Consider the following 21057-nt stretch of genomic DNA (forward strand, 5'->3'; position numbering starts at 1 on the left):
TCAGCTGATCGCGCTCTGCCAGCCGACCGTCGCATGTCAGATCCCCATCCTGCTGGTTAATTTGCTGAATCCGCGTACAAATCCATTTATGGCATAGCCTTTGCTTTATTAAGTCTTGTACCGGGGGGAGTTTGGGCTTAATTCGTGGAGGGGCAATATGAAGCTGGTGACCGTGGTGATTAAACCATTCAAGCTGGAGGACGTGCGTGAAGCCCTATCCTCTGTGGGCATTCAGGGGCTGACCGTAAGCGAAGTAAAAGGCTTTGGTCGCCAGAAGGGGCATGCTGAGCTCTATCGTGGGGCCGAATACAGCGTCAACTTCTTACCTAAGGTAAAAATCGACATCGCTATCGCTGACGATCAGTTGGATGAAGTGGTCGATGTTATCAGTAAAGCGGCCTACACCGGCAAAATCGGTGATGGCAAAATTTTCGTTGCCGAATTGCAACGTGTCATTCGCATTCGCACCGGCGAAACAGACGAAGCAGCACTGTAATCACTGGCTCAGTAAAGTAATGGGGATGGATTGATAATGAAAAAACTTTTATCCATGTTGGGCCTGAGTACGGTAACCATGGTTCCTTCTTTGGCACTGGCCGCTCCGGCGGTCGCAGACAAGGCGGATAACGCCTTCATGATAATTTGCACTGCTTTGGTGCTGTTCATGACCCTGCCGGGTGTCGCTCTGTTTTACGGTGGTTTGCTGCGTTCCAAAAACGTGCTTTCCATGTTGACCCAGGTCACCGTCACTTTTGCTTTGGTGTGCGTGTTGTGGGTGCTTTATGGCTACAGCCTGGCTTTCAGCGAAGGCAATGCCTTCTTCGGCGGTTTCCAGACGGCAATGCTGAAAGGCATAGGTATTGACAGCGTTACCGGAACCTTTAGCCAGATGATCCACGTGGTGTTCCAGTGTTCGTTCGCCTGTATTACCGTGGCGTTGGTGGTGGGGGGCTTTGCCGAGCGTATCCGCTTCTCAGCGGTGGTGATCTTCGCGGCCATCTGGTTCACCATTTCTTACCTGCCGATTGCCCACATGGTGTGGGGCGGCGGCTTCCTGGCCGCTGACGGCGCGCTGGACTTTGCCGGCGGTACCGTGGTGCACATCAATGCTGCCAGTGCCGGTCTGATTGGCGCTTATCTACTGGGTAAGCGTGCCGGTTTCGGTAAGGAAGCTTTCAAACCGCACAACCTGCCAATGGTGTTTACCGGCGCTTCCATCCTGTATATCGGCTGGTTCGGTTTTAACGCCGGTTCTGCCAGCGCGGCTAATGGCATTGCGGCACTGGCATTCCTCAATACCGTGGTGGCCACTGCCGGCGCTATCCTCTCCTGGACCTTTGCCGAGTGGATTGTTCGCGGCAAACCTTCCCTGTTGGGCGCCTGTTCCGGCATGATCGCCGGTCTGGTGGCCATCACGCCGGCTGCAGGCACCGTGGGCGTTGGTGGGGCGTTGATTATCGGCCTGGTTGGCGGTATCGCCGGTCTGTGGGGCGTGGTCACGCTGAAGAAATGGCTGAAGGTAGATGATACCTGTGACGTGTTCGGTGTGCATGGCGTGTGCGGTATCGTCGGTTGCCTGCTGACCGGGGTATTCACCTCGGCCTCACTGGGCGGCACCGGCTACGCAGAAGGCGTGACCATGGGGCATCAGGTGTGGATCCAGTTGCTGAGCGTGGTGATCACGCTGGTGTGGTCAGGTGTGGCGGCCTTTATCGCCTTTAAAGTGGCGGGGGCCATCGTTGGGCTGCGCGTCCCGGAAGAGCAGGAGCGCGAAGGCCTGGACGTCAACAGCCATGGCGAGAGTGCCTATAACCAATAAGCCTTGAAGAAGGGCAGTGCGCTAAATAACTAGAAAATAATGATGATGCAGAAAGGGCGATGCCACCATCGCCCTTAGCCTGATGACAAACACCCGAAAAACGTGGTTTTCGGATGTTTGGGGTAAATCAGAAGATATAATTCTTTGTTTTTTATTAGTCCTCAGATCAGGACTTTTAACTGCAAAGAACGTTGTTAGCAATCTGAGGGCGATGTTACCATCGCCCTTTTTCTTTGGCCTGGGTTTATCAGGCTTCGCGCTGGCGGATCACGCCTTCTTGTACCGTGGTGGCAACCAATACGCCGTCACGGGTATAGAATTGACCGCGTACAAATCCACGGGCGCCGGAGGCGGAAGTGCTTTCCACCACGTACAGCAGCCAGTCATCCATGCGAAATGGGCGGTGGAACCACATTGAGTGATCGATGGTTGCCACCTGCATGCCCGGCTCCAGGAAACCGACGCCGTGTGGCTGCAGCGCCGTCGGCAGGAAGTTGAAGTCGGACGCATAACCCAGCAGGTACTGATGGATGCGCAGGTCGTCTGGCATGGTGCCGTTGGCGCGGAACCATACGTAGCGGTGCGGATCTTCCACGCTGCCTTTCAGCGGATTGTGGAATTTGACCGGACGCATCTCAATCGGTTTCTGGCCGATAAACTTCTCACGCACCTTGTCCGGCAGCATATGCGACAGCTTCTGGGCAATGTCTGATTCACTCATCAGCCCTTCTGGCGGTGGAACATCGGGCATGGTGTTCTGGTGTTCAAAGCCTTCTTCCGGGCTTTGGAAGGAGGCGGTCATGTAGAAAATCGGTTTGCCGTGCTGAATGGCGCTGACGCGGCGGGCGCTGAAGCTGTTGCCGTCGCGCAGAATTTCCACGTCATAAATGATTGGCTTACTGCTGTCGCCCGGACGCAGGAAATAGCTGTGGAACGAGTGGACGCTGCGCTCTGCAGGCACCGTTTGCTTGGCGGCGTACAGTGCCTGGCCCACCACCTGGCCGCCGAAGACCTGGCGTAACCCCAGATCTTCACTTTGGCCGCGGAACAGCCCTTCTTCAATTTTCTCCAGATCCAGTAGATCGAGGAGGTTTTGCAGTGCCTGGCTCATAAAGTTACTACCCTTTTAATAATCATTTTGCGCAGTGTGCGGAATATCACGGTAAGACGTCAATATATTGCGTTATGGCACAGAGAAAATTGACTGAATGCTGAGCGTTATTAGAGGGCTAAGTGATTAATAGGCAGTACTAAATGGATTATTCAGTGTTTTGTGCTAAGTTTAATAGGTGCGGTGGTGAAAGCCACCAACATGTTGATAATAAAAAAGGAGAGCGATCCATGAAACTCTGGCAAATCGTAGGTGGAGCAGCTGCATTGACCATCACCCTGGCGGGCTGTGCCCAAAAGAGTGCGAATGTGCCTGTACCAACAACGGGAAACCCGGCGATTGCGCAACCGCAGATTCAGGGCCCAGCGGTGACTGGCTCGGTTAACATTCGCCAGCGCATCGCGCTGCCACCGGATGCAGTACTGACAGTCACGCTCTCTGATGCCTCACTGGCGGATGCTCCGTCTAAAGTCATTGCCCAGCGTGCGGTTCGCACCGAGGGTAAACAGGCACCGTTTAATTTTGTCCTGCCGTACAACCCGGCCGATATTCAGCCTAATGCACGCATCATCCTGAGTGCGGCAATTACGGTAAATGGGCAGATGACCTTTATTACCGATACAATCCAGGAAGTGGTAAACCGTAACGGCACCCGTGCTGACCTGGTAATGGTCCCGGTACAGGGCGTTGCGGTTCAGGCAGCCCCGGCAACCATGCCGTAAGCCGGCAGTACTGAAGCAGTAAACCATCAACAGCCTTTGCGCTCCGGCCAAAGGCTGTTTTGTTATTACCAGCGCCAGCCGTAAACCAGCAGATCAACCGTGCTGTGCGTGCCGAATATTATCCCTTCCTCAAGCAACGCCTGGCGCTGGCGCTGAAAGTCTTCTCCCTGCTGTGAAATTTGGCCGTGTCGGTTAATCACCCGATGCCAGGGCAGGCTACTGCCTTCGGGCAGGCGCCTTAATACGCCGCCGACCTGACGTGCGGCGCGTGGTGAACCGGCCAGCCGCGCCACTTCGCCATAGGTCGTGACCTTGCCATAGGGAATGGCTGCCACCACATGGAATACGCGTTGGCTGAATGAGGCATCTTCTGGCTCCATTTCTGTTTTCCTGCTGCGGCAAAAACCAAGGATGAAAGTGTGCCACAGTCGAGGTGGGTAAGAAAACAGCGGTTGGCCCCGGTTGGCTTGCTATTTGGCTGGCCATCACCGATAATGCCCACCGCTTCGCAGTCTTGGAAGCCGTCAATGGGGGCCCTGTTGGTTCTCCCGCAACACTAACTTGTGAACTCGGTCAGATCCGGAAGGAAGCAGCCGCAGCAGGTGACGTGTGTGCCGGGATGTAGCTGGCAGGGCCTCCACCAATTTCAGCTTCCGCTTTTTCCTCCCCCACCGCTTACGCACTGTTTTGTCTATCGTCGTTTAACCTGTCCGCTCGATAAATAGACGTTATAATCAGTCATCCGATCAGATTTTTACCTAAAAAATAATATAATGTCTCAAGAATGTTGGTCTCGATGTTTTTTCTTTTTCAGCGATATCTGAATAGGATGATAATTATCTTGATGTTGCGGGGTATCGATGTTGTGGTTAAAATATTGTGAATTCTTGGCGTTGTCAGGCAATAATTTTGATATTGACTATAATGGGGTTGTACGGCGTTTTGGACATTAATCAGGCATCAGATTAGGCTGTAACATGATTTATATCATTGATAACAAAGTTGCCTTTAATACCGAGAACGGCTCTTTAAAGAGTATGAGAAATGGTAAGGAAGTATTTTTATCGAGCCTGAATGTCAGAGTATTCAAATGCTTACTTGAGCATGGCGTGAAGCCGGTCAGCAGGGAGGATATTTTTAAGCAGGTTTGGGGTGAGCAAGGTCTGAGTGTATCTTCCGCAACCTTGAACCAATATATTAGCCTGACTCGCCGGGCATTGCTTTCCGTAGGATTCAGCGATCGCTTGATAATCACGGTGGCTAAAACAGGTTATAGAATTAATAAAACCATTTTAATTAAAATCTTGGAAATTGCCCCTCCCAGCCAATCGCCGGAAGATGCCCCCCCGTTAATGTCTGACACCAGTGGTACCCAAAGGCCATATGCACATCGTTATTATCTGATTACGTTACTTCGTACCTTATCAATTGCATTACCGCTTGCCATCCTGGTTTTCTTGTTTTTTTATTATCAGCATTACCGTGAAAATGAGAAACACCCGTTTATCTCTTATCTTGGTGTGGTCAAAGGTTGCCCGGTTTATTACTCTGGAAGGTATCTCGATAAAAAAACGGATCGCTACCTGCAGTTTTTGACCGAAAAGGATCTTTATGGCAATCGATGTGGTAAGGATGAAGTGATTATTACAGGGCTCAATCACTCACTTAACACCACAGAAGACAGTGGCCGTCAGTTTATCGCAAAATGTGTAATGGACAGCGATCATTTTTATCATCATTGTGAAAGCGAGTATATCCGCGCATGGAAAAAAAGTTAACCGTACTGTCGATGATACTCATTGTTCTGTGCATTGTTTTTGGCAGTAGTATATATTATCTCACCCATTCCCATCAGGATTTAAAGGGCATTGCCTGCGAAGCTAATGCGAAGTTCACTTACGCCAATGATTTGGATAATTCCAGCATACCAATGGATATTCGTCTTGTTTTAAAAATGCACTACGTTTTTTTTACAAGCAATAAGGGTATTATGACTTTGAATGGGGTGGCGAGCAGCGGAGATAAGCGGTTTTTTGTGCGTCGCAATGTTAATTTTACGTATGTCGCACAAGATGATTTTTATAAATTCCAATATGACAATGAACAGCGTTCGGTAAGAGATACCTTACCCTCTGAAGTGTACTCCTATTTTTTTAATAGTGAATCTAACTTCTATCATATAAATTATCTTGATAAGGACACTCTGATGTTTAGTAGCGTTTATGTCCCGATGTTTATTTGTAATGTGAAATCATAATCTGAGGCGTGAGAACATAGTAACGATGGGAATTATTAGTGAACTACTATTCGTCTCCTTTGTTATTATAGTCAGGTTTAGCTTTTCTATTCCTGACTCCCGCCCCACATCAGGATTTCTATAATTATAGAAAATGATATATATTTTTATATATGTTATTTTATTTATTTTATATATTCATGTAATTTGTTGTTTTTATTGATTATTTTTGTTTTTATTTGTTTTTTGAAATATTATTAATTTTATCTTATATATTGTGTTTGGATGCTGTTGCCATTCCTTATTTTTCATGTTTTATTAGATGGTATCTTTAATCGCGCTATTGTTTTGCTTCTTCCCTGAACAGGGGCGTTTGGGAGTGAGAATGCAAAAAATACCTGATTATTATTTTTTCTAGAAATAGGTGAGATGTGGATATACATGACATTGCTCTGAATGACACCCTGATGGAAAATGAGTCAGTTGTATTGGATAACAATAATAAAACATTATTTTTTAAAAGAGAGAACATCGTTATTGAAATGACTGAGTTGCAGCGTCGGTTTATTCTCTGTCTGCTTAGTGGTATATATAAAAAGAATGATATCATTCGCGCAGTATGGTTTTGCAATCATGAAACCATCAGCGATAACAATTATCATCAAATTATATTTCAATGTCGGTCGTTGTTTTCGCGGCACGGTATCCCTGGTCAGGTGATTAAAACCATTCCCCGATTTGGCGTCATGCTGAGTTTTCAGGCCTGCGAGCGGGAAACCACTGAGGGTGCTGGATCTGAAAATAAAAAACTGGCGGAAAGTAAAAAAGGGAAGAAGGGCATTTTGGAAACCATTAACTACAAAATTGCACTGACGTTGACTCTGCTGTTTTCGGTGGCGATGTTTGTGGGTGTGTCTGCTTAGCGCCTGATGAAAACGTGCCGCCAATTTATCTGATTACCCCGAGGCCTAAGTGAGTAAACGGTTTATTGTTTTTTTTATTTCATTTTTCTTCTTGGCGAATGCGGTGTTTATTTTTTCTCAGCTTTGGAAAATTTATCGTCTCGAAAAGACAGATGTATCGTCGCAGCGTAATTTCGTGCCTGAAAGGGGACGTTATGTTGGTTTCCCTGCGCAAGATGATATAGAAAAAATCAACAATGCTGATTTTTTTGGCCGCTATGGGGAAAGTCGGGGAGAGGGAAATAACGGCATGAGCTATAAGATTAGCTCGCAGGGGATAAGCGACGATGTTATCAACAATGCCCCTGAAACGCGTTTGGCGGGCAAAGTTACCGGCTTGCTGTTTAGCGATAACCCCAAACACAGCCTGGCGATAATAGAACGCTCCGGCAAACAGGCCAGTTATGGTATGGGCGATCGCATTGCTAACAGTAACGTCGTCGTATTACGGATACTGCAAGACAAGATATTGCTTGACGAGAATGGATACTACGCCTTGATGATTTTAAAAGACTAGGTGTGCTTTCTTTTTAGAATTGGAACTTTTTAAGGTCATAAGGCTACATTGTGATTACGCATCTTTTTTACCATTTTGGCCATCAACTGGCCCGCCTTCCCTGGCGAGAACTGGTGGTGGTATTAATGTTGGCGGTTACCCCCGGGATAACGCATGCAGCGTCATTCTCTGCCAATTTCAAAGGTACGGATATTCAGGAGTTTATCAATACGGTCAGTAAAAACCTGGGCAAAACGATCATTATTGATCCGGCGGTGAAAGGCAAAGTCACCGTACGTAGCTATGAGCAGCTTAACGATAAACAATATTATCAATTCTTCCTGAACGTGCTGGACGTGTACGGATATACCGTCATCGGTATGCCAAATAACGTACTTAAAGTCATTGTGGCGAAAGACGGGAAAAGAGCCGCTTTGTCGCAGGCCGGCGGTGAGCTGATTGGGGAAGGGGATGAGGTTGTGATGCGTATTGTTCCTTTGCGCAATATCGCGGCCAAGGATATTTCCCCATTATTACGTCAACTGAATGACAGCGTGGGCGTAGGCAGCGTGGCGCACTATGAACAGGGCAACGCGTTGTTGATCACCGGCAGAGCCGCGGTAGTGAATGGGTTGATCGATATTGTTCGGGAGATGGATCAGGACGACAGCAATCAGATAGAAACGCTTGCGCTGAAGCATGCGGCGGCGGCCGAGATTGTGCGTATGGTCAATGCGCTGTTCCGCGAAGAGGGCAAGCAGCGGATGGCGGGTGCTGCGACGCTGCGGCTGGTCGCGGATGAAAGAACCAATACTGTGATGATCACCGGCGACGATCGGATCCGCGAATATGTTAAGGACATGATTTATCAGCTGGATAACAAGAGCGTCAATCAAGGCAATACCCAAGTCATTCAACTGAAATACGCCAAGGCGCAGAGCCTGGTCGAGGTGCTGACGGGGATTAGCTCAGGCTTGCAAAATGAAAAAGAAGGTGCGGCAACCAATGTAGCCTTGTTGAAAAATGTGGTGATCAAAGCCGATGAGCAAACCAATGCGTTGATCATCACCGCTGCGCCGGATGTGATGCGCGACCTGGAAGAGGTGGTGACCAAGTTGGATGTCCGCCGTGCTCAGGTGCTGGTTGAGGCGGTGATTGTCGAAGTGCAGGATGGCCAGGGGCTGAATATCGGCGTCCAGTGGGCCAATAAATACGGCGGTGGCACGCAGTTTGGCGGCAATGTACCTGGCGTTTCATCAGGTTTTGACGGTGGCATGCTCGAGGCTTTCAACAAGGCCAGTGGTTTGATGACCGGCTTTTACAGCGGAAACTGGGGGGTATTGCTATCCGCCATCGCCAGCAATAATCAAAATAATATTCTGGCTACGCCGAGCATTGTCACCCTGGATAACGCCGAAGCGGAGTTTAGCGTAGGCCAGGATGTACCTATTTTGACCGGTTCGCAAACCACCAACAGCGATAACGTTTTCAATACCGTCTCGCGTAAAACCGTGGGGATAAAACTCAAGGTAAAACCGCAGATTAACAAGGGTCAATCGGTCCTGATGCAGATTGAGCAGGAAGTCTCCAGCGTTGCCGACAATACGCAGGTCTCCGCCGATTCCCTGGGCGCCACTTTTAATATCCGTACGGTAAATAACACCGTGTTGGTCGACAGCGGTGAAACGGTAGTGGTTGGCGGTCTGCTGGATAAAACTAATTCAGAGGTGGAAAGCAGCGTTCCGCTGTTGGGAAAAATTCCGGTATTGGGCGCGCTGTTCCGTTCTACGTCGGTGAAAGAGAGCAAGCGCAATTTAATGCTATTCATCCGCCCGACCATCATTCGGACGACCGAAGGATTCTCTCAGCAGAGCCAACGTAAAGTAGGCAAATTTGATGTTGAGCAGCGGGAAGATATCGAGTTGAAAACGGCGTTGCGCGAGGAAATCTCCTCCGGCCAAACCGCGGGTGACAATCAAGCGTTTCTCCGCGTCATTTCGCAGGTCAATGCGTTCTATGACCAAGAGGGAAAATCATGACGCCGAGCCCCTCAGGCCACCTGTTGCCTTTTGCCTGGGCGCGCCAGCACGGCGTGCTCGCCGTCGCCGAACAGAGCGGCACACTGCTGTATTGCCATCAGCAAACGGCTCAGGCCGCGCTGATGGAGGCATACCGCTGTTTGCTGGGCGAGCCGATGTTGGTGCGGTTGGAGCCTGAAATCTTTGAACAAAAACTGGTGGCGTATTACCAGCAGGAGGCCGGTCATGCGCAGAAGATGATCGACGATCTGGGCGGCGAGCTGGACTTTTACACGCTGGCGGAAGAGCTGCCGGAGCAACAGGACCTGCTGGATGAGCAGAACGATGCGCCAATCATCCGCCTGATCAACGCCATGCTGAGCGAGGCAATCAAAGCCCGTGCCTCAGACATCCATATCGAAACCTACGAAAGCGAATTGGTGATCCGTTTTCGGATTGACGGTGCGCTGCAACGCATTCTGGCGCCACAGCGCAAGTTGGCCGCGCTACTGGTGTCGCGCATCAAGGTGATGTCGAAACTGGACATCGCTGAAAAACGGGTGCCGCAGGATGGACGCATGACGTTGAAGGTCGGTGGAAGGGCGATCGACGTGCGCGTATCGGTGATGCCGGCCAGCCACGGCGAACGGGTAGTTATGCGCCTGCTGGACAAAAATAGCGTCAGACTGGATCTGCCCAGTTTGGGGATGACGCAGGAGCGTCAACAGGCGCTTATGCGTCTGATTCAGCAGCCGCATGGCATCATCCTGGTTACCGGGCCGACCGGCTCCGGCAAGAGCACCACGCTCTATACCTTGCTGAACCAGATTAACGACGAAAACCGCAACATCATGACCATCGAAGATCCCGTCGAGTACGAGTTGAGTGGCATTGCGCAGACTCAGGTGAATCCGAAGGTGGACATGACTTTCGCCCGTGGGCTGCGCGCGTTGCTGCGCCAAGATCCCGATGTGGTGCTGATCGGTGAGATCCGCGACGGCGAAACGGCGCAGATTGCGGTTCAGGCTTCGCTGACCGGGCACCTGGTGTTGTCCACGTTGCACACCAATACGGCGATCGGCGCCATTACCCGCCTGCGAGATATGGGGGTTGAGCCATTCTTGCTGTCCAGTTCGCTTAGCGGCGTGTTGGCGCAGCGCCTGGTGCGGCGGCTGTGTCCGCAGTGCCGCGAACCCTACACCTTGTCTGCTCGGCAACGGCGGGCGTTTGATCTGCCTGTGGATCAGGATGTCACTTGCTGGCGGCCTCTAGGCTGTAACGCCTGCAGTGGGCAGGGCTACCTTGGCCGTATCGGGCTGCATGAGCTACTGGTGCTGGATGAATCCATGCGGCTGGCGATCCACCGCGGTGACAGCGAGATCGACATCATGCGGCTGGCCGCCTCGCGCTATCAGTCTTTACGTCAGGATGGGATCGCCAAAATGAGCGCCGGCGAGACCAGCCTGGAAGAGGTGCTGAGAGTGACCCGCGAAGGGGATGGCGATGAGGTTTGATTATCATGCCTGCGACAGGCAAGGGCGTGCCCGACGCGGGGAGCTCGAGGCAGATTCCTTGCGCCATGCCCGTGACCTGCTGCGTGAAAAAGGATGGCAGGTGCTGGCGGTTAAAGCCAAAAAAACGCACAGGTTCAACAAGCTGGCTGGATTCAGGCTGACCTCCGGCGTCACGAGCAGCGATCTGGCGTTGTTGACCCGTCAGTTGGCGACGTTGATGTCCGCCGCGTTGCCGCTAGAAGAAGCGCTGATGGCGGTGGCGCGGCAAACGGAAAAGAAAGGCTTGCAGGCGGTGCTGACGCAGGTACGTCTGCGGATCCTGGAGGGGTTTTCCCTGGCGCATGCCTTGGGGCAATACCCGCCTATTTTTGATCGCCTGTACTGCGCCATGGTGACTGCCGGCGAAATCTCCGGCCATCTTGCGCCGGTGCTGGAGCGTTTGGCCGACTATGTCGAACAGCGTCAGCAAATGAAAAACAAGATCACTCAGGCATTAGTGTACCCAATGGTGCTGACGGTGGTGGCGATCGGGGTAGTAGCCATCTTGCTTACTGCGGTGGTGCCTAAAGTCATAGAGCAATTTATTCATATGAAACAGGCCCTACCGTTGTCTACCCGGCTGCTGATCGGTGCCAGTGACGTCATCCGACAGTGGGGGCTGGCAGTGCTGATGTTGTTGCTGGTGGGCATCGGTTTGTTTCGCTATCGCCTGAAGGAGCCGGCCAGGCGTACCCGGTGGCATGCTTTTATCCTGCGGCTGCCGGTTATCGGCAAGTTGACCCTTGGCGTGAATACGGCGCGCTACGCCAAAACGCTGAGTATTTTGAACGCCAGTGCGGTGCCGTTGCTGGAGGCGATGCGCATCAGCGCCAGCGTGTTGGGCAATGATGATGCCCGGCAGCGGTTGCTGGCGGCGATGGAACGGGTGCGTGAAGGCGAAGGGTTGTCGCCGTCTCTGGAGGGGACCGCGCTTTTTTCGCCGATGATGCGGCACATGATCATGTCCGGTGAGCGCAGCGGTGAATTGGAAATGATGCTCGAGAGGGCGGCGAATATGCAACAGGATGCCTTTAATCGGCAAATAACCTTGGCTCTGGGGCTGTTTGAACCTTTATTGGTGATAGTGATGGCCAGTTCGGTGCTGTTTATTATTTTGGCTATCCTGCAGCCAATATTGCAGCTCAATAACATGATTGGATGAGAAAGATGTTAACGGAAAATAAAGTGAGAAAGAGCAGTCGTGTACGCAAGTTTCGTCAAAAGGGTTTTACGCTTTTGGAAATTATGGTGGTGATTGTGATTCTGGGGTTATTGGCCAGTTTGACTATTCCCAGCCTGATGGGAAATAAAGAGAAAGCGGATAAGCAAAAGGCGACCAGCGATATTGTCGCCCTGGAGAATGCGCTGGATATGTACAAGTTGGACAACGGGCGTTATCCAAGTTCGGAGCAAGGGTTGGCGGCGCTGTCGGCCAAGCCTGAAGTGGCGCCGATTCCTCGCAATTATCCTGAAGACGGTTATATCCGCCGCCTGCCGCAGGATCCCTGGGGCAATGAGTATCAACTGCGTAATCCCGGCAAGCACGGGAAGCTGGACGTGTTTTCCAGCGGCCAGGATGGTATTGCCGACAGTGAGGATGACATCGGTAACTGGCCTGAGAAAACGGCGGATAAAGCAGAGTAATGATGAGGTGCGAACGCGGTTTTACCCTGCTGGAAATTATGCTGGTGCTGCTGTTGTTAGGCATCACCAGCAGCCTGGTGATGCTGCGTTCTCCCGCAGTTGAAAATCAACTGGCAAGGCAGGGTGAGCAACTGGCCTGGCAGCTGAATGAGGTTGCGGAACGGGCTGAGCGTGAAGGAACAACCTATGGCGTGGCGTTCAGCCGCAAGGGGTGGCGTATTGTCGCCGACGGTCAACCGCAGGATAAAACTGCGGTGGCGATAGGCTCACCGCTACCGGCCGAGGTTGAACTGTCGTTGGCCCTGGAACGGCAGGCGGTTTCGCTGAAAGGCGAGTGGCCACCGCAGGAGGAACCGCAGGTTTGGCTGTATCCGGGGGGTGAAACCACCGTGTTTTCCGTCACATTGCTGCAGGGAAAATGCCAGTGGCAGCTCAGCGCGACCGGTTTCTTTACATTTGAAACGACAGAAGCCCACTGTGATGAAGCTTAAATATAAACGGCAGCGAGGCATGACCCTGCTGGAGGTGATGGTTGCGCTGATGATATTCGCCATTGGTTGCATGGCGTTAATCAAAACAACCGGAGGGCAGGTGCAAAGCCTGGGGGCCATCGAGGCGAAGAATATTGCCCTGTGGGTAGCGGATAACCAATTGACTTTGTTGCAGCTTGATAGAGTCCTGCCCGCGCAGGCATGGCGTCAGGGGACGACGGAAATGGCGGATGAAACCTGGTATTGGCGTTATCGCGGCAGAGACACCACGGATGCCGGGATGCGGGCGATAGAAATGGAAGTTCGGCGCGATCCGCAGGCGCCAGGCGCCTTGATCAGGCTGTTGGCCTACAGAGAATTGCCATGAACAGGGACGCGGAGCGCGGTTTTACTCTGGTGGAAATGATGCTGGCCATCGTTATTTTTTCTTTGCTGTCGCTCACGGCGATGATGATTTTCAAAGGTGTATTGAGAAACAGTGAGATCACCCAGCGAAAATCGACGCAAATGGTTCAGTTGCAACGGGCGCTAACCCTCATTGAACGGGACTTTACTCATGCACTCACCCGCACACCGGCCGGTTTGGCCGGTCAACCCGGCATACCTGAGTTTATGGCGCGCGGGGCTGCGGAGAGGGATGGCGGCTATCGGGTCACGATGATCAGAAATTACTGGCATAACCCCGGTGCCAGGCTGCCGCGTTCGACGCTGGAGCGGGTGGAATATCGGTTTCAGAAGGGGAGATTGGACCGCCTGAGCTCCCCAGCCCTGAACAGCCCGCCGTCTGCCGCGCGCAGTGTGGCGTTGTTGTCGGATGTGTTGCGGTTCCAACTGCGTTTTTATTATCAAGGCGAATGGTTAGCGGCATGGCATGCCAGCACCTGGCTGCCTCAGGCAGTCGAGATCACCGTCGAAACAGGTTCTTTCGGCGTGGTGCGGCGCATTGTCCCGCTGTCGCCTGAGGAACAATCATGAATAAACAGCGGGGAATGGCGTTGTTGATGGTTTTGTTAATGATGTCGGTGATGACGATTATTGCGGTGAATATCAATAGCTACTGGCAGCGGTCGTTGACGCGAGCGCAGTTTCAGCAGGATCAATTAAGGGCCAAATGGCTGCTGTTGGGCGGAGAAATCTATGCCAAAAGGCAGTTGCAACAGGCGTTGGATAAGCAGGTCTCGGTGAGTTTGGGGCAGGCATGGGCGCGTGAAGATATGGCCATGCGCACGGAAGAGGGAGAGATTTCAGTGCGTATCGTCAGCGCCGATGTTTGTTTTAATTTGAATGCGCTCGCGGCGTCATCCCCGGTGGATGACGCTGGGGGCGAAAAGCCGAAAATAGCGAGAGAGAAGCGGATATTCATGCTGTTGCTCACCAATCTGGGCGTTGACGAGCCGCAGGCCGGTGCTATCGCCGACGCTGTTATTATGAAAATCAGCGCACAACGCGGTACGTCTGAAACGGGCTATCTGATTGAAGATGCTAGTGAGTTGCGGGAGATCGGCGTCATAAACCGTGAACTGTACCTGCGTATAGCGCCATTGGTCTGCGCCTTACCGGATAATACGCTGCAAATTAACCTTAACACCGCCACGGAGCGGCAGTTGCCGCTGATCAGGGCGATGTTGCTGAATGCTTTGGGGAACGAGCAACTCCTGGCGATCATCGCCGGTCGGCCGCAGCTTGGCTGGAGCTCATTGGACTTTTTAACCACGGATAACTACCCCGAACTGCGTAAGCTGAAAGACGGCGGCCTGGCTGATGGACTGGTCACTACCGGCAACCGCTTTACTGTGGAACTGCGGGTGAAACTGGATGACGGCAGGTATCGCTTGGTCAGCATCTTGCAACGGAACAGTACCGGCATGAAGGTCATTCGGCGCCAGTTTGGCTGGGGAGAACACTAGAGTATGTCGGACAATATTCTGTTAATCGCCCTGGGACACGGCGCCGTCGCCGATGTGCGTTGGGGCAAGGTGGGGGAAGCGCAAAGCGTCTTTGCCGCCAGCCTCGATCTGGATAATGCGGGTGCCGAGCTGGCGGCCATGGCGCGGAATAGCAGAGTGGTGGTGCTGGTTCCTGCGCGCCATGTGGTGCTGCGCAATACGCAGTTTCAGGGGAAATCCAGGCTGGTGACACCGATGGCGTTGGCGTTCCAGCATGAAAGTGAACTGCTGACCGACGTGGAGCAGATGCACTGGGTAATCCTGGGCAAGGAGCAGATGAATTTCGGCATTGCCGGGGTCACACTGACGCAAATGCAAACCTGGTGCGAACGGCTACGTGCCTGCGGCCTTCATGCCGATAAAATGCTCCCGGACGTGCTGGCATTGCCCCTGCCCGGAGAGTGCAGCGTGGCCTATTGGCCCGATCGATGGTTGATAAGAACGGGAAAATGGCAGGGCATGCAATTGCCGTGCGCATGGGAGGACACTGAACTTCCGGTCACGCCGGATCTTTGCATTCACGCCGGTGGCAGTGTGCCCTCGACATGGGAGAGCGGATCCTGTGCAGGGGATCCTCTATGGCAATTGGCGAACGAAGCCGGGCGCAGCAAGAGCAACCTGCTGCAGGGGAAATTTAAACCCGCCCTCAGATGGCCGCGGTTTATTCCGGGAAAGATCGCCTGTGCGTTGATATTGGTCAGTTGTTCGTTGCTGGTTTGCGGTTTGTACCATCAACTGAAGGCCGGGCAAGCCGAAAGGCAGATGGCTGCTTTATATCAGCATCTGTCGCCGGGGCAGCCGCTAACGGCTTCGCCTGTTGAGGAGGCCAGAAAAAAAGTCAGACAGATGCAAAATATATTGAAGGAGCCTCAGCTGTTTAAGCTGTTGCCTTATGCCACCGAGGCGCTATCTCTGTGGGAACAGCCGCAACTACAATCGTTAATTTTCGATGGCGCTAAAAATGAGCTGGTTATCACCCTGTTAAAAGAGGATACGCAACTGGCGCTGCCAACCGAAGACAATGGCATCAGCATCGCTATGACGGAAGGGCCTTCGGATAATTTGGTGACCCTGACGGTTGGAGAAGAGCAATGAAAGCGCGGATAGCTGATTTAAGAGCCGATAAAAGCCTGCAGGTGGCGGTGGCGTTGAGCCTGATGCTGTTGGCTGCCTTCAGTTATTGTCTGTATCAGTTTCATCAGGTGAAAAAAAATACGCAGCGGTTGGAGGCGCTTAATGTGCAGATGGGCAACGTCGCCCGGTTGCAATCGCGATTACCTCCTGACGCCGCCCTCCCTGGGCTGTTGCAGGAACGCCTGCGGCAGAGCGCGCAAGAAAATCAAATTCCCGTTACGGCCTGGGAAGAAAGCGAAGAAGGCGTGCGGATGACGTTAGCCTCGATCCCGTTCGCGCGTTTAACGATCTGGCTGGCCGAATTGCAGCGCGAACAAGGGATTCGGGTGGCGCAACTGGCCGTTGAACGCAGCGAACAGGCTCAGGGCGTGGTGAAGGTCAGCCAACTGTTGGTGGTGGCGCAGCAAGCCATTTTATAAGCGATTCCGGTTTTATTCATTCAGAGGGAAATATGTTATCCGTCATTGAAAATATGGCCAGTGACTGCTGGTTATTATTCAGCGCAGTGCTGAGCCTTTGTTTGGGCAGTTTTATTAATGTGATAATTTACCGACTGCCCAAGATGCTTGAGCGTGAAGAGGATGAAAGGGTTAATGGCCGTCATCCTGATGTATTTAATTTTTTTCTGCCAGGGTCAGCGTGTCCGCATTGTTTAGAGAAAATAAAACCCTATGATAATATTCCACTGCTGAGTTGGTTGATATTGCGCGGGCGTTGCCGCCACTGCCGGGGGGATATTTCCTCACGTTATCCGCTGGTGGAATTAGTTACCATGCTGGCCGGTATATCGATAGCCTGTTTTATCGGCGTCGGTATCGACTGGTTTTTCATGTTGGCGTTATTTTCATTATTGTTGGCACTGTCGGCTATCGATGTGGAACAGCAGCTATTGCCCGATTGTTTAACGCTGTCATTGCTGTGGGCCGGGTTGTTGTGGCATAGCATCGCGCAGCCGCAATTTTTACCCGCCGCGGTAATCGGGGCGGTAGCGGGTTATCTCACCCTTTGGCTGCTTTACTGGGGTTTCCGGTTATCGACCGGGCGTGAAGGCTTGGGATATGGCGACTTTAAATTGCTGGCGGCGTTGGGGGCGTGGGGGGGATATGAAGCCCTGCCGCCTATCCTGCTTATCGGTTCTTCCAGCAGCCTGATCTGGCTGCTGCTACTGCGCGTGATGCGCTCCCGCAGCTGCTCGCAGCCCTTGCCGTTCGGGCCAGGACTGGCGATAGCCGGATGGTCGTGGATGCTTTACCACTGGATTATCCAGCCGGTTGTCGGTTAGCGCGTATGCTCAAGAAAACGCGCCAGCGACTGGTTAAAGCTGCTGCATTTCTGCGCCAGGGGCGTAGCGTCGGCATTCAGCCGAGCAAATACCCCTTTGGCCGCATCGAGTAATTGGGTTTGATTCACGTCTTGGCTTGGCCAACCTTTTTTATTTGCTTCGTTCAATGCCGCTGCGGCCAACTTATCATTGGTCGGGATGTCGGCACGGCTGCATTTTTCCCGAAGAAACTGGCTGGCTCCGACCAGTGAGGACAGTTGTTCCAGCTGATGCTCAGCCGTTGGCGGTGTGGTTTTATGTTCTGCAGAATGCTGGCAGCCGGACAGCAGTCCGAGGGATATCGTTAACGCAGCAATATTTTTAGTAAACACGCTATTCTCATATTCGGTATTGGGAGTGGCTGGTTATTTTATATTCGGATTATTATGGTTTCAATGCTCTCGTTTTTTTTTAAGTATTCTTCATATTTACTAAGGGTTTGCTGCCATTAATGTGCATTAAGTTAAGGCAACCTAAGTATCTCAGGCTTAATTATTCGTTTTATTCTCTTGGGGCGGGAAGTTTCCGCGTTCATTAGAACAGTAAATAATTCGACTGAAAGTTATTTGACTTTTATCAGTTGAAAGCCGAACAGTTTAACTGGAGTAGTAATGAAATTATCAAAAATTGCCTTGATGATGGCAACACTTGTCGCCTCTTCCGCTGCATGGTCACACGGTTATATTGAAGTCCCTGAGAGCCGCGCATTTAAATGCAAACTGGGTTCAAACACCGACTGCGGTCGGGCGCAGTATGAACCGCAGAGCGTGGAGCAAATCTCTGGTTTTCCTGCTAATGACCGGCCTCTGGATGGCCAATTGGCCAGCGGCAGCGTCGGGGGCTTTGAGCCACTTGACCGTCAGGGCATCAACATTTGGGCGCTGAATACCATGAAGCCGGGTCCGCAGGCCTTCACTTGGTACCATACCGCCAAGCATAAAACCAACAACTGGCGTTATTACATCACCAAGCAGAACTGGGATGTGAATAAGCCGCTGTCGCGTGAATCTTTCGAAAGTGAGCCTTTCTGTGAAGTCGATGGCCACGGCAATGCGCCAAAAGAGCGTGAGGTTCACCAGTGCGTAGTTCCGGAAAGAACCGGTTACCAGGTGATTTACGGCGTGTGGGAAATTAACGACACGGTAAACAGCTTCTATCAGGCTGTCGACGTTAACTTTGAAGATAGCGGCATTGTTTCCGAGTGGAACCAGCAACTGCAAGGGCAGATCAACGGCAAAAACCTGTTGCTCGGCGATAAGGTTATCGCCCGTTTCTTCAGTGATGCCGGCGAAGTGATTGCCAAACAGGTCGAACTCGATATCAACAGCGAAGCGCTGACTGATAAAAATCGCTGGAGCCAGGCGCTCGCGGAAAAAATTAACGCCACCCATGCCGACGTGCGCGCCGGTGTTAAAGATAAAGATGGCAACGTCAACCCAATCGCCGGTAACAACTATGTCTTCGCCAAGAAAGGCAGCACGCTGAAGAGCGTGGTGATTTCCTATGAGGAAGAAACACCGGCCGTTACCGAGGAAATCCGCATTAGCGGGCTGTCGAGCACCAAGATCAAAGACGGTAAATCCCAGTTGACCTTTAACGCTGAGGTGAAGGGCAAGCTGACCGTCGAAGCACGCGTGTTCGACCATCATCAGACCGAGAAAGGCTACCTGAAAGTCATCGTAGATGACGCCAGCCAGCCGTTGAGCATGGATCTGAACAACGTCAGCGAAGGTCACCATATGTTGAAGGTGATTGCGACTAACGATAACGGGCATAGCATTCAGCCTGATATCGAAAACTTCAATCTGGAAGCAGAATCCACCGGTGGCGGCGGCAATGGCGACTACAACTTCGTCTTCCCGAACGCGCTGAGTAAATACACCGCCGGCACCACGGTGCTGCAACCGAAAGACGGCAAGGTTTATCAGTGCAAACCTTTCCCTTACAGCGGTTACTGCATGCAGTGGAACCGCGGCGCGACTCAGTTTGAGCCGGGCGTGGGATCCAACTGGCAGGACGCGTGGGTTGTGAAGAAGTAAGCCGATAACGAACAGAATATTCAGCGGCCAGCAATGGCCGCTTTTAAGAGGGTTTTATGCAACATCAAACTGAAACGATTGGCATCCGAACTCGTTACGATCTCTTCAGCCGCCTATTGCATTGGATCATTGCCGTCGCGATGTTTTACGTCATGATTGTCGGATATTCACTGCATTTTATGCCGAATGAGCGGATATTTACCTTTTTCTCGGAGACCAATATGTCGTTGGCTCTGGTGCTGACGCCGCTGATGATGGCACGTTTTCTCTGGCGTTTTTTCAGACCCTCGGTCCCCTATGGCGAAATGCTGAAAGGGCATGGGAAGGGGTTGGTGCATTTGCTGCACGAGGTATTCTACCTGCTTATTTTCGTGGTATTGATCAGCGGTTTTTTAATGTTGGAAAAGGGGTTTCAGGTCTTTGGCGTTATAGATTTCCCCCGGCCGGTGGACAGCCTGGAGGTGAACAGATTCTTTTTTGTCATACACCGTTGTTCGTGTGTGGCGCTGGCGGGAATGATTGTGCTCCACGTGGCTGCGGTGATAAAGCATCACTACTTTGAAAAGAATGCGATTCTGCACCGTATGTTGTAGCTTGCGTACTGTTTGGCGTGCCGGTTTTTCCGCTGGTGCGCCGCCGTTATCCGATGGATTTTCTGGCGGTGTAATAAGGAGCGGGTAATTGACAGTGGCTATTACTGAGGGGGGCTACCGACTATTATTACAGGATAGGGACAGTGAATGAAAATCAATGTAAGTCAATAAGATATATGCGTACTTGCTGTAAACATTGAAGCCGACAAAGGTATCGGCTCAACGCATTTATCACCTGGATTACCGTACGAATTTCCAAACGGCAACAGGGATTTTATCGTACAGTTTATTCATGGTGAGCTCGGCAAGACGGTGGTCTGCCGCGGAGTAAAACAGCTCCAATTCGTCATCTGAAAGCTCATACTTGTTTTTTTCAATAACGCGTTCCAGTGTTTCGATCGTGGTGCATTTACGTAAACGCATCAGATAATCAATTTTAGTCATGATAACCTTTGGTGTTATAAACCGTCGAATAGAATAATTTGGGGATAATTATCCCCTAAGTTTTCATTGTCGTACAGATGTCCTCTCCTGAGAACATTCTGAATAATCGCGCCTTGGTTTTCTGCCAGCGACGCAGATCGGAATCATTTATACCGTAACTGCTGAACAGCGTGTAGGTATCATCGAGGTACTCTTCGACCAGTTCCGATAAATCACTTTCGTCCATGTATTTAATTTTATAACTCATCACAAACGAAGCAATATGTTCGATCAACTCATTAAGCTGGAGGTTGACGGAAGACGTCGGATCGTTCACCCAGCCATGGTGGCTGTCGCCCAGAGTGGCGATACCTTCATCATACAGGTTTTCACACAAGAATTTCAGCTGAGCAATATCGTGCCGTTTAGGCGAATACTCATCCATATCATCCCCTCCGTAAGTCTTAATTTCGGTGTTGATAACACTCTGTGAGTAAGCTGATTTACATCATAGACAGAGGTAGCTTAAAGATGATGATAAAATAAACT

Annotated in this window: 25 protein-coding genes and 1 other RNA gene; 21 read left to right on the forward strand and 5 right to left on the reverse strand. The window is 51.5% G+C overall.

Annotated elements, in window-relative coordinates; genetic code table 11:
- Window positions 1–157 precede the first annotated feature (157 nt).
- Window positions 158–496, forward strand: a complete 339-nt coding sequence (gene glnK, locus ACUTQ5_RS00975) for a P-II family nitrogen regulator (protein ID WP_012005549.1) — start codon at window positions 158–160, stop codon at window positions 494–496.
- A gap of 36 nt (window positions 497–532) precedes the next feature.
- On the forward strand, window positions 533–1819 hold the full coding sequence (gene amtB, locus ACUTQ5_RS00980) for an ammonium transporter AmtB (RefSeq protein ID WP_445649716.1): 1287 nt from the start codon (window positions 533–535) through the stop codon (window positions 1817–1819).
- Between the two features lie 247 nt (window positions 1820–2066).
- Here the strand turns inward: amtB and tesB are convergent, their stop codons facing one another.
- A complete protein-coding gene (gene tesB / locus ACUTQ5_RS00985) occupies window positions 2067–2930 on the reverse strand; it encodes an acyl-CoA thioesterase II (RefSeq protein ID WP_153857814.1) in 864 nt (287 codons plus the stop codon).
- A gap of 230 nt (window positions 2931–3160) precedes the next feature.
- Between tesB and ACUTQ5_RS00990 the strand changes: the two genes are divergently transcribed.
- A complete protein-coding gene (locus ACUTQ5_RS00990; protein ID WP_445649717.1) occupies window positions 3161–3652 on the forward strand; it encodes a YbaY family lipoprotein in 492 nt (163 codons plus the stop codon).
- Window positions 3653–3717: 65 nt separating this feature from the next.
- On the opposite strand, the gene ACUTQ5_RS00995 is transcribed toward ACUTQ5_RS00990, so the two are convergent.
- Complete coding sequence (locus ACUTQ5_RS00995) at window positions 3718–4032, reverse strand: MGMT family protein (RefSeq protein WP_445649718.1); 315 nt, start codon at window positions 4030–4032, stop codon at window positions 3718–3720.
- A 157-nt stretch (window positions 4033–4189) separates the two neighbouring features.
- On the opposite strand from ACUTQ5_RS00995, the gene ffs reads away from it, so the two are divergent.
- The 16 genes from ffs to ACUTQ5_RS01075 all read left to right on the forward strand — a co-directional run bounded on the left by ffs (window position 4190) and on the right by ACUTQ5_RS01075 (window position 17414).
- An RNA gene (gene ffs / locus ACUTQ5_RS01000) (signal recognition particle sRNA small type) lies at window positions 4190–4286 on the forward strand.
- Between the two features lie 343 nt (window positions 4287–4629).
- A complete protein-coding gene (locus ACUTQ5_RS01005; protein WP_445649719.1) occupies window positions 4630–5430 on the forward strand; it encodes a winged helix-turn-helix domain-containing protein in 801 nt (266 codons plus the stop codon).
- Window positions 5415–5909, forward strand: coding sequence for a FidL-like protein (locus ACUTQ5_RS01010; protein ID WP_445649720.1), 495 nt, complete (start codon window positions 5415–5417; stop codon window positions 5907–5909). Before ACUTQ5_RS01005 ends, ACUTQ5_RS01010 begins: the two co-directional genes overlap by 16 nt.
- Before the next feature lie 410 nt (window positions 5910–6319).
- A complete protein-coding gene (locus ACUTQ5_RS01015) occupies window positions 6320–6811 on the forward strand; it encodes a winged helix-turn-helix domain-containing protein (protein WP_445649721.1) in 492 nt (163 codons plus the stop codon).
- A 49-nt stretch (window positions 6812–6860) separates the two neighbouring features.
- Window positions 6861–7367 carry a type II secretion system protein N gene (locus ACUTQ5_RS01020; protein ID WP_445649722.1) on the forward strand — a complete coding sequence of 169 codons (507 nt, stop codon included), beginning with the start codon at window positions 6861–6863 and terminating at the stop codon, window positions 7365–7367.
- Window positions 7368–7492: 125 nt separating this feature from the next.
- Window positions 7493–9385: a type II secretion system secretin GspD gene (gene gspD / locus ACUTQ5_RS01025; protein ID WP_445650236.1), complete on the forward strand. Its 1893-nt coding sequence runs from the start codon at window positions 7493–7495 to the stop codon at window positions 9383–9385.
- Entirely contained in the window at window positions 9382–10878 is a 1497-nt protein-coding gene (gene gspE / locus ACUTQ5_RS01030) for a type II secretion system ATPase GspE (RefSeq protein WP_445649723.1), read from the forward strand. The genes gspD and gspE overlap by 4 nt, the downstream gene beginning before the upstream one ends.
- Window positions 10868–12079, forward strand: coding sequence for a type II secretion system inner membrane protein GspF (gene gspF, locus ACUTQ5_RS01035; RefSeq protein WP_445649724.1), 1212 nt, complete (start codon window positions 10868–10870; stop codon window positions 12077–12079). Before gspE ends, gspF begins: the two co-directional genes overlap by 11 nt.
- A 5-nt stretch (window positions 12080–12084) precedes the next feature.
- On the forward strand, window positions 12085–12561 hold the full coding sequence (gspG, locus tag ACUTQ5_RS01040; protein ID WP_445649725.1) for a type II secretion system major pseudopilin GspG: 477 nt from the start codon (window positions 12085–12087) through the stop codon (window positions 12559–12561).
- Window positions 12561–13052 carry a type II secretion system minor pseudopilin GspH gene (gene gspH / locus ACUTQ5_RS01045; RefSeq protein ID WP_445649726.1) on the forward strand — a complete coding sequence of 164 codons (492 nt, stop codon included), beginning with the start codon at window positions 12561–12563 and terminating at the stop codon, window positions 13050–13052. The genes gspG and gspH overlap by 1 nt, the downstream gene beginning before the upstream one ends.
- Complete coding sequence (gene gspI, locus ACUTQ5_RS01050) at window positions 13042–13419, forward strand: type II secretion system minor pseudopilin GspI (RefSeq protein ID WP_445650237.1); 378 nt, start codon at window positions 13042–13044, stop codon at window positions 13417–13419. The genes gspH and gspI overlap by 11 nt, the downstream gene beginning before the upstream one ends.
- Complete coding sequence (gene gspJ / locus ACUTQ5_RS01055) at window positions 13416–14027, forward strand: type II secretion system minor pseudopilin GspJ (protein WP_445649727.1); 612 nt, start codon at window positions 13416–13418, stop codon at window positions 14025–14027. The genes gspI and gspJ overlap by 4 nt, the downstream gene beginning before the upstream one ends.
- On the forward strand, window positions 14024–14959 hold the full coding sequence (gspK, locus tag ACUTQ5_RS01060) for a type II secretion system minor pseudopilin GspK (RefSeq protein ID WP_445649728.1): 936 nt from the start codon (window positions 14024–14026) through the stop codon (window positions 14957–14959). The genes gspJ and gspK overlap by 4 nt, the downstream gene beginning before the upstream one ends.
- Before the next feature lie 3 nt (window positions 14960–14962).
- Window positions 14963–16093: a type II secretion system protein GspL gene (gene gspL / locus ACUTQ5_RS01065; RefSeq protein WP_445649729.1), complete on the forward strand. Its 1131-nt coding sequence runs from the start codon at window positions 14963–14965 to the stop codon at window positions 16091–16093.
- Complete coding sequence (gspM, locus tag ACUTQ5_RS01070) at window positions 16090–16551, forward strand: type II secretion system protein GspM (RefSeq protein WP_445649730.1); 462 nt, start codon at window positions 16090–16092, stop codon at window positions 16549–16551. The genes gspL and gspM overlap by 4 nt, the downstream gene beginning before the upstream one ends.
- A 32-nt stretch (window positions 16552–16583) precedes the next feature.
- Window positions 16584–17414 (forward strand): prepilin peptidase, encoded by an 831-nt coding sequence (locus ACUTQ5_RS01075; RefSeq protein WP_445649731.1) that lies wholly within the window; start codon window positions 16584–16586, stop codon window positions 17412–17414.
- Here the strand turns inward: ACUTQ5_RS01075 and gspS are convergent.
- Window positions 17411–17785, reverse strand: a complete 375-nt coding sequence (gspS, locus tag ACUTQ5_RS01080; RefSeq protein ID WP_445649732.1) for a type II secretion system pilot lipoprotein GspS — start codon at window positions 17783–17785, stop codon at window positions 17411–17413. The genes ACUTQ5_RS01075 and gspS overlap by 4 nt on opposite strands.
- A 279-nt stretch (window positions 17786–18064) precedes the next feature.
- Between gspS and gbpA the strand changes: the two genes are divergently transcribed.
- On the forward strand, window positions 18065–19492 hold the full coding sequence (gene gbpA / locus ACUTQ5_RS01085; protein WP_445649733.1) for an N-acetylglucosamine-binding protein GbpA: 1428 nt from the start codon (window positions 18065–18067) through the stop codon (window positions 19490–19492).
- A 56-nt stretch (window positions 19493–19548) separates the two neighbouring features.
- A complete protein-coding gene (locus tag ACUTQ5_RS01090; protein ID WP_445649734.1) occupies window positions 19549–20085 on the forward strand; it encodes a cytochrome b in 537 nt (178 codons plus the stop codon).
- Between the two features lie 240 nt (window positions 20086–20325).
- Here the strand turns inward: ACUTQ5_RS01090 and ACUTQ5_RS01095 are convergent, their stop codons facing one another.
- On the reverse strand, window positions 20326–20529 hold the full coding sequence (locus ACUTQ5_RS01095; protein WP_021180142.1) for an HHA domain-containing protein: 204 nt from the start codon (window positions 20527–20529) through the stop codon (window positions 20326–20328).
- A 55-nt stretch (window positions 20530–20584) separates the two neighbouring features.
- Window positions 20585–20953 (reverse strand): Hha toxicity modulator TomB, encoded by a 369-nt coding sequence (gene tomB / locus ACUTQ5_RS01100; RefSeq protein WP_004940312.1) that lies wholly within the window; start codon window positions 20951–20953, stop codon window positions 20585–20587.
- Window positions 20954–21057 lie beyond the last annotated feature (104 nt).

This window comes from Serratia sp. NA_112.1 (assembly GCF_052691715.1).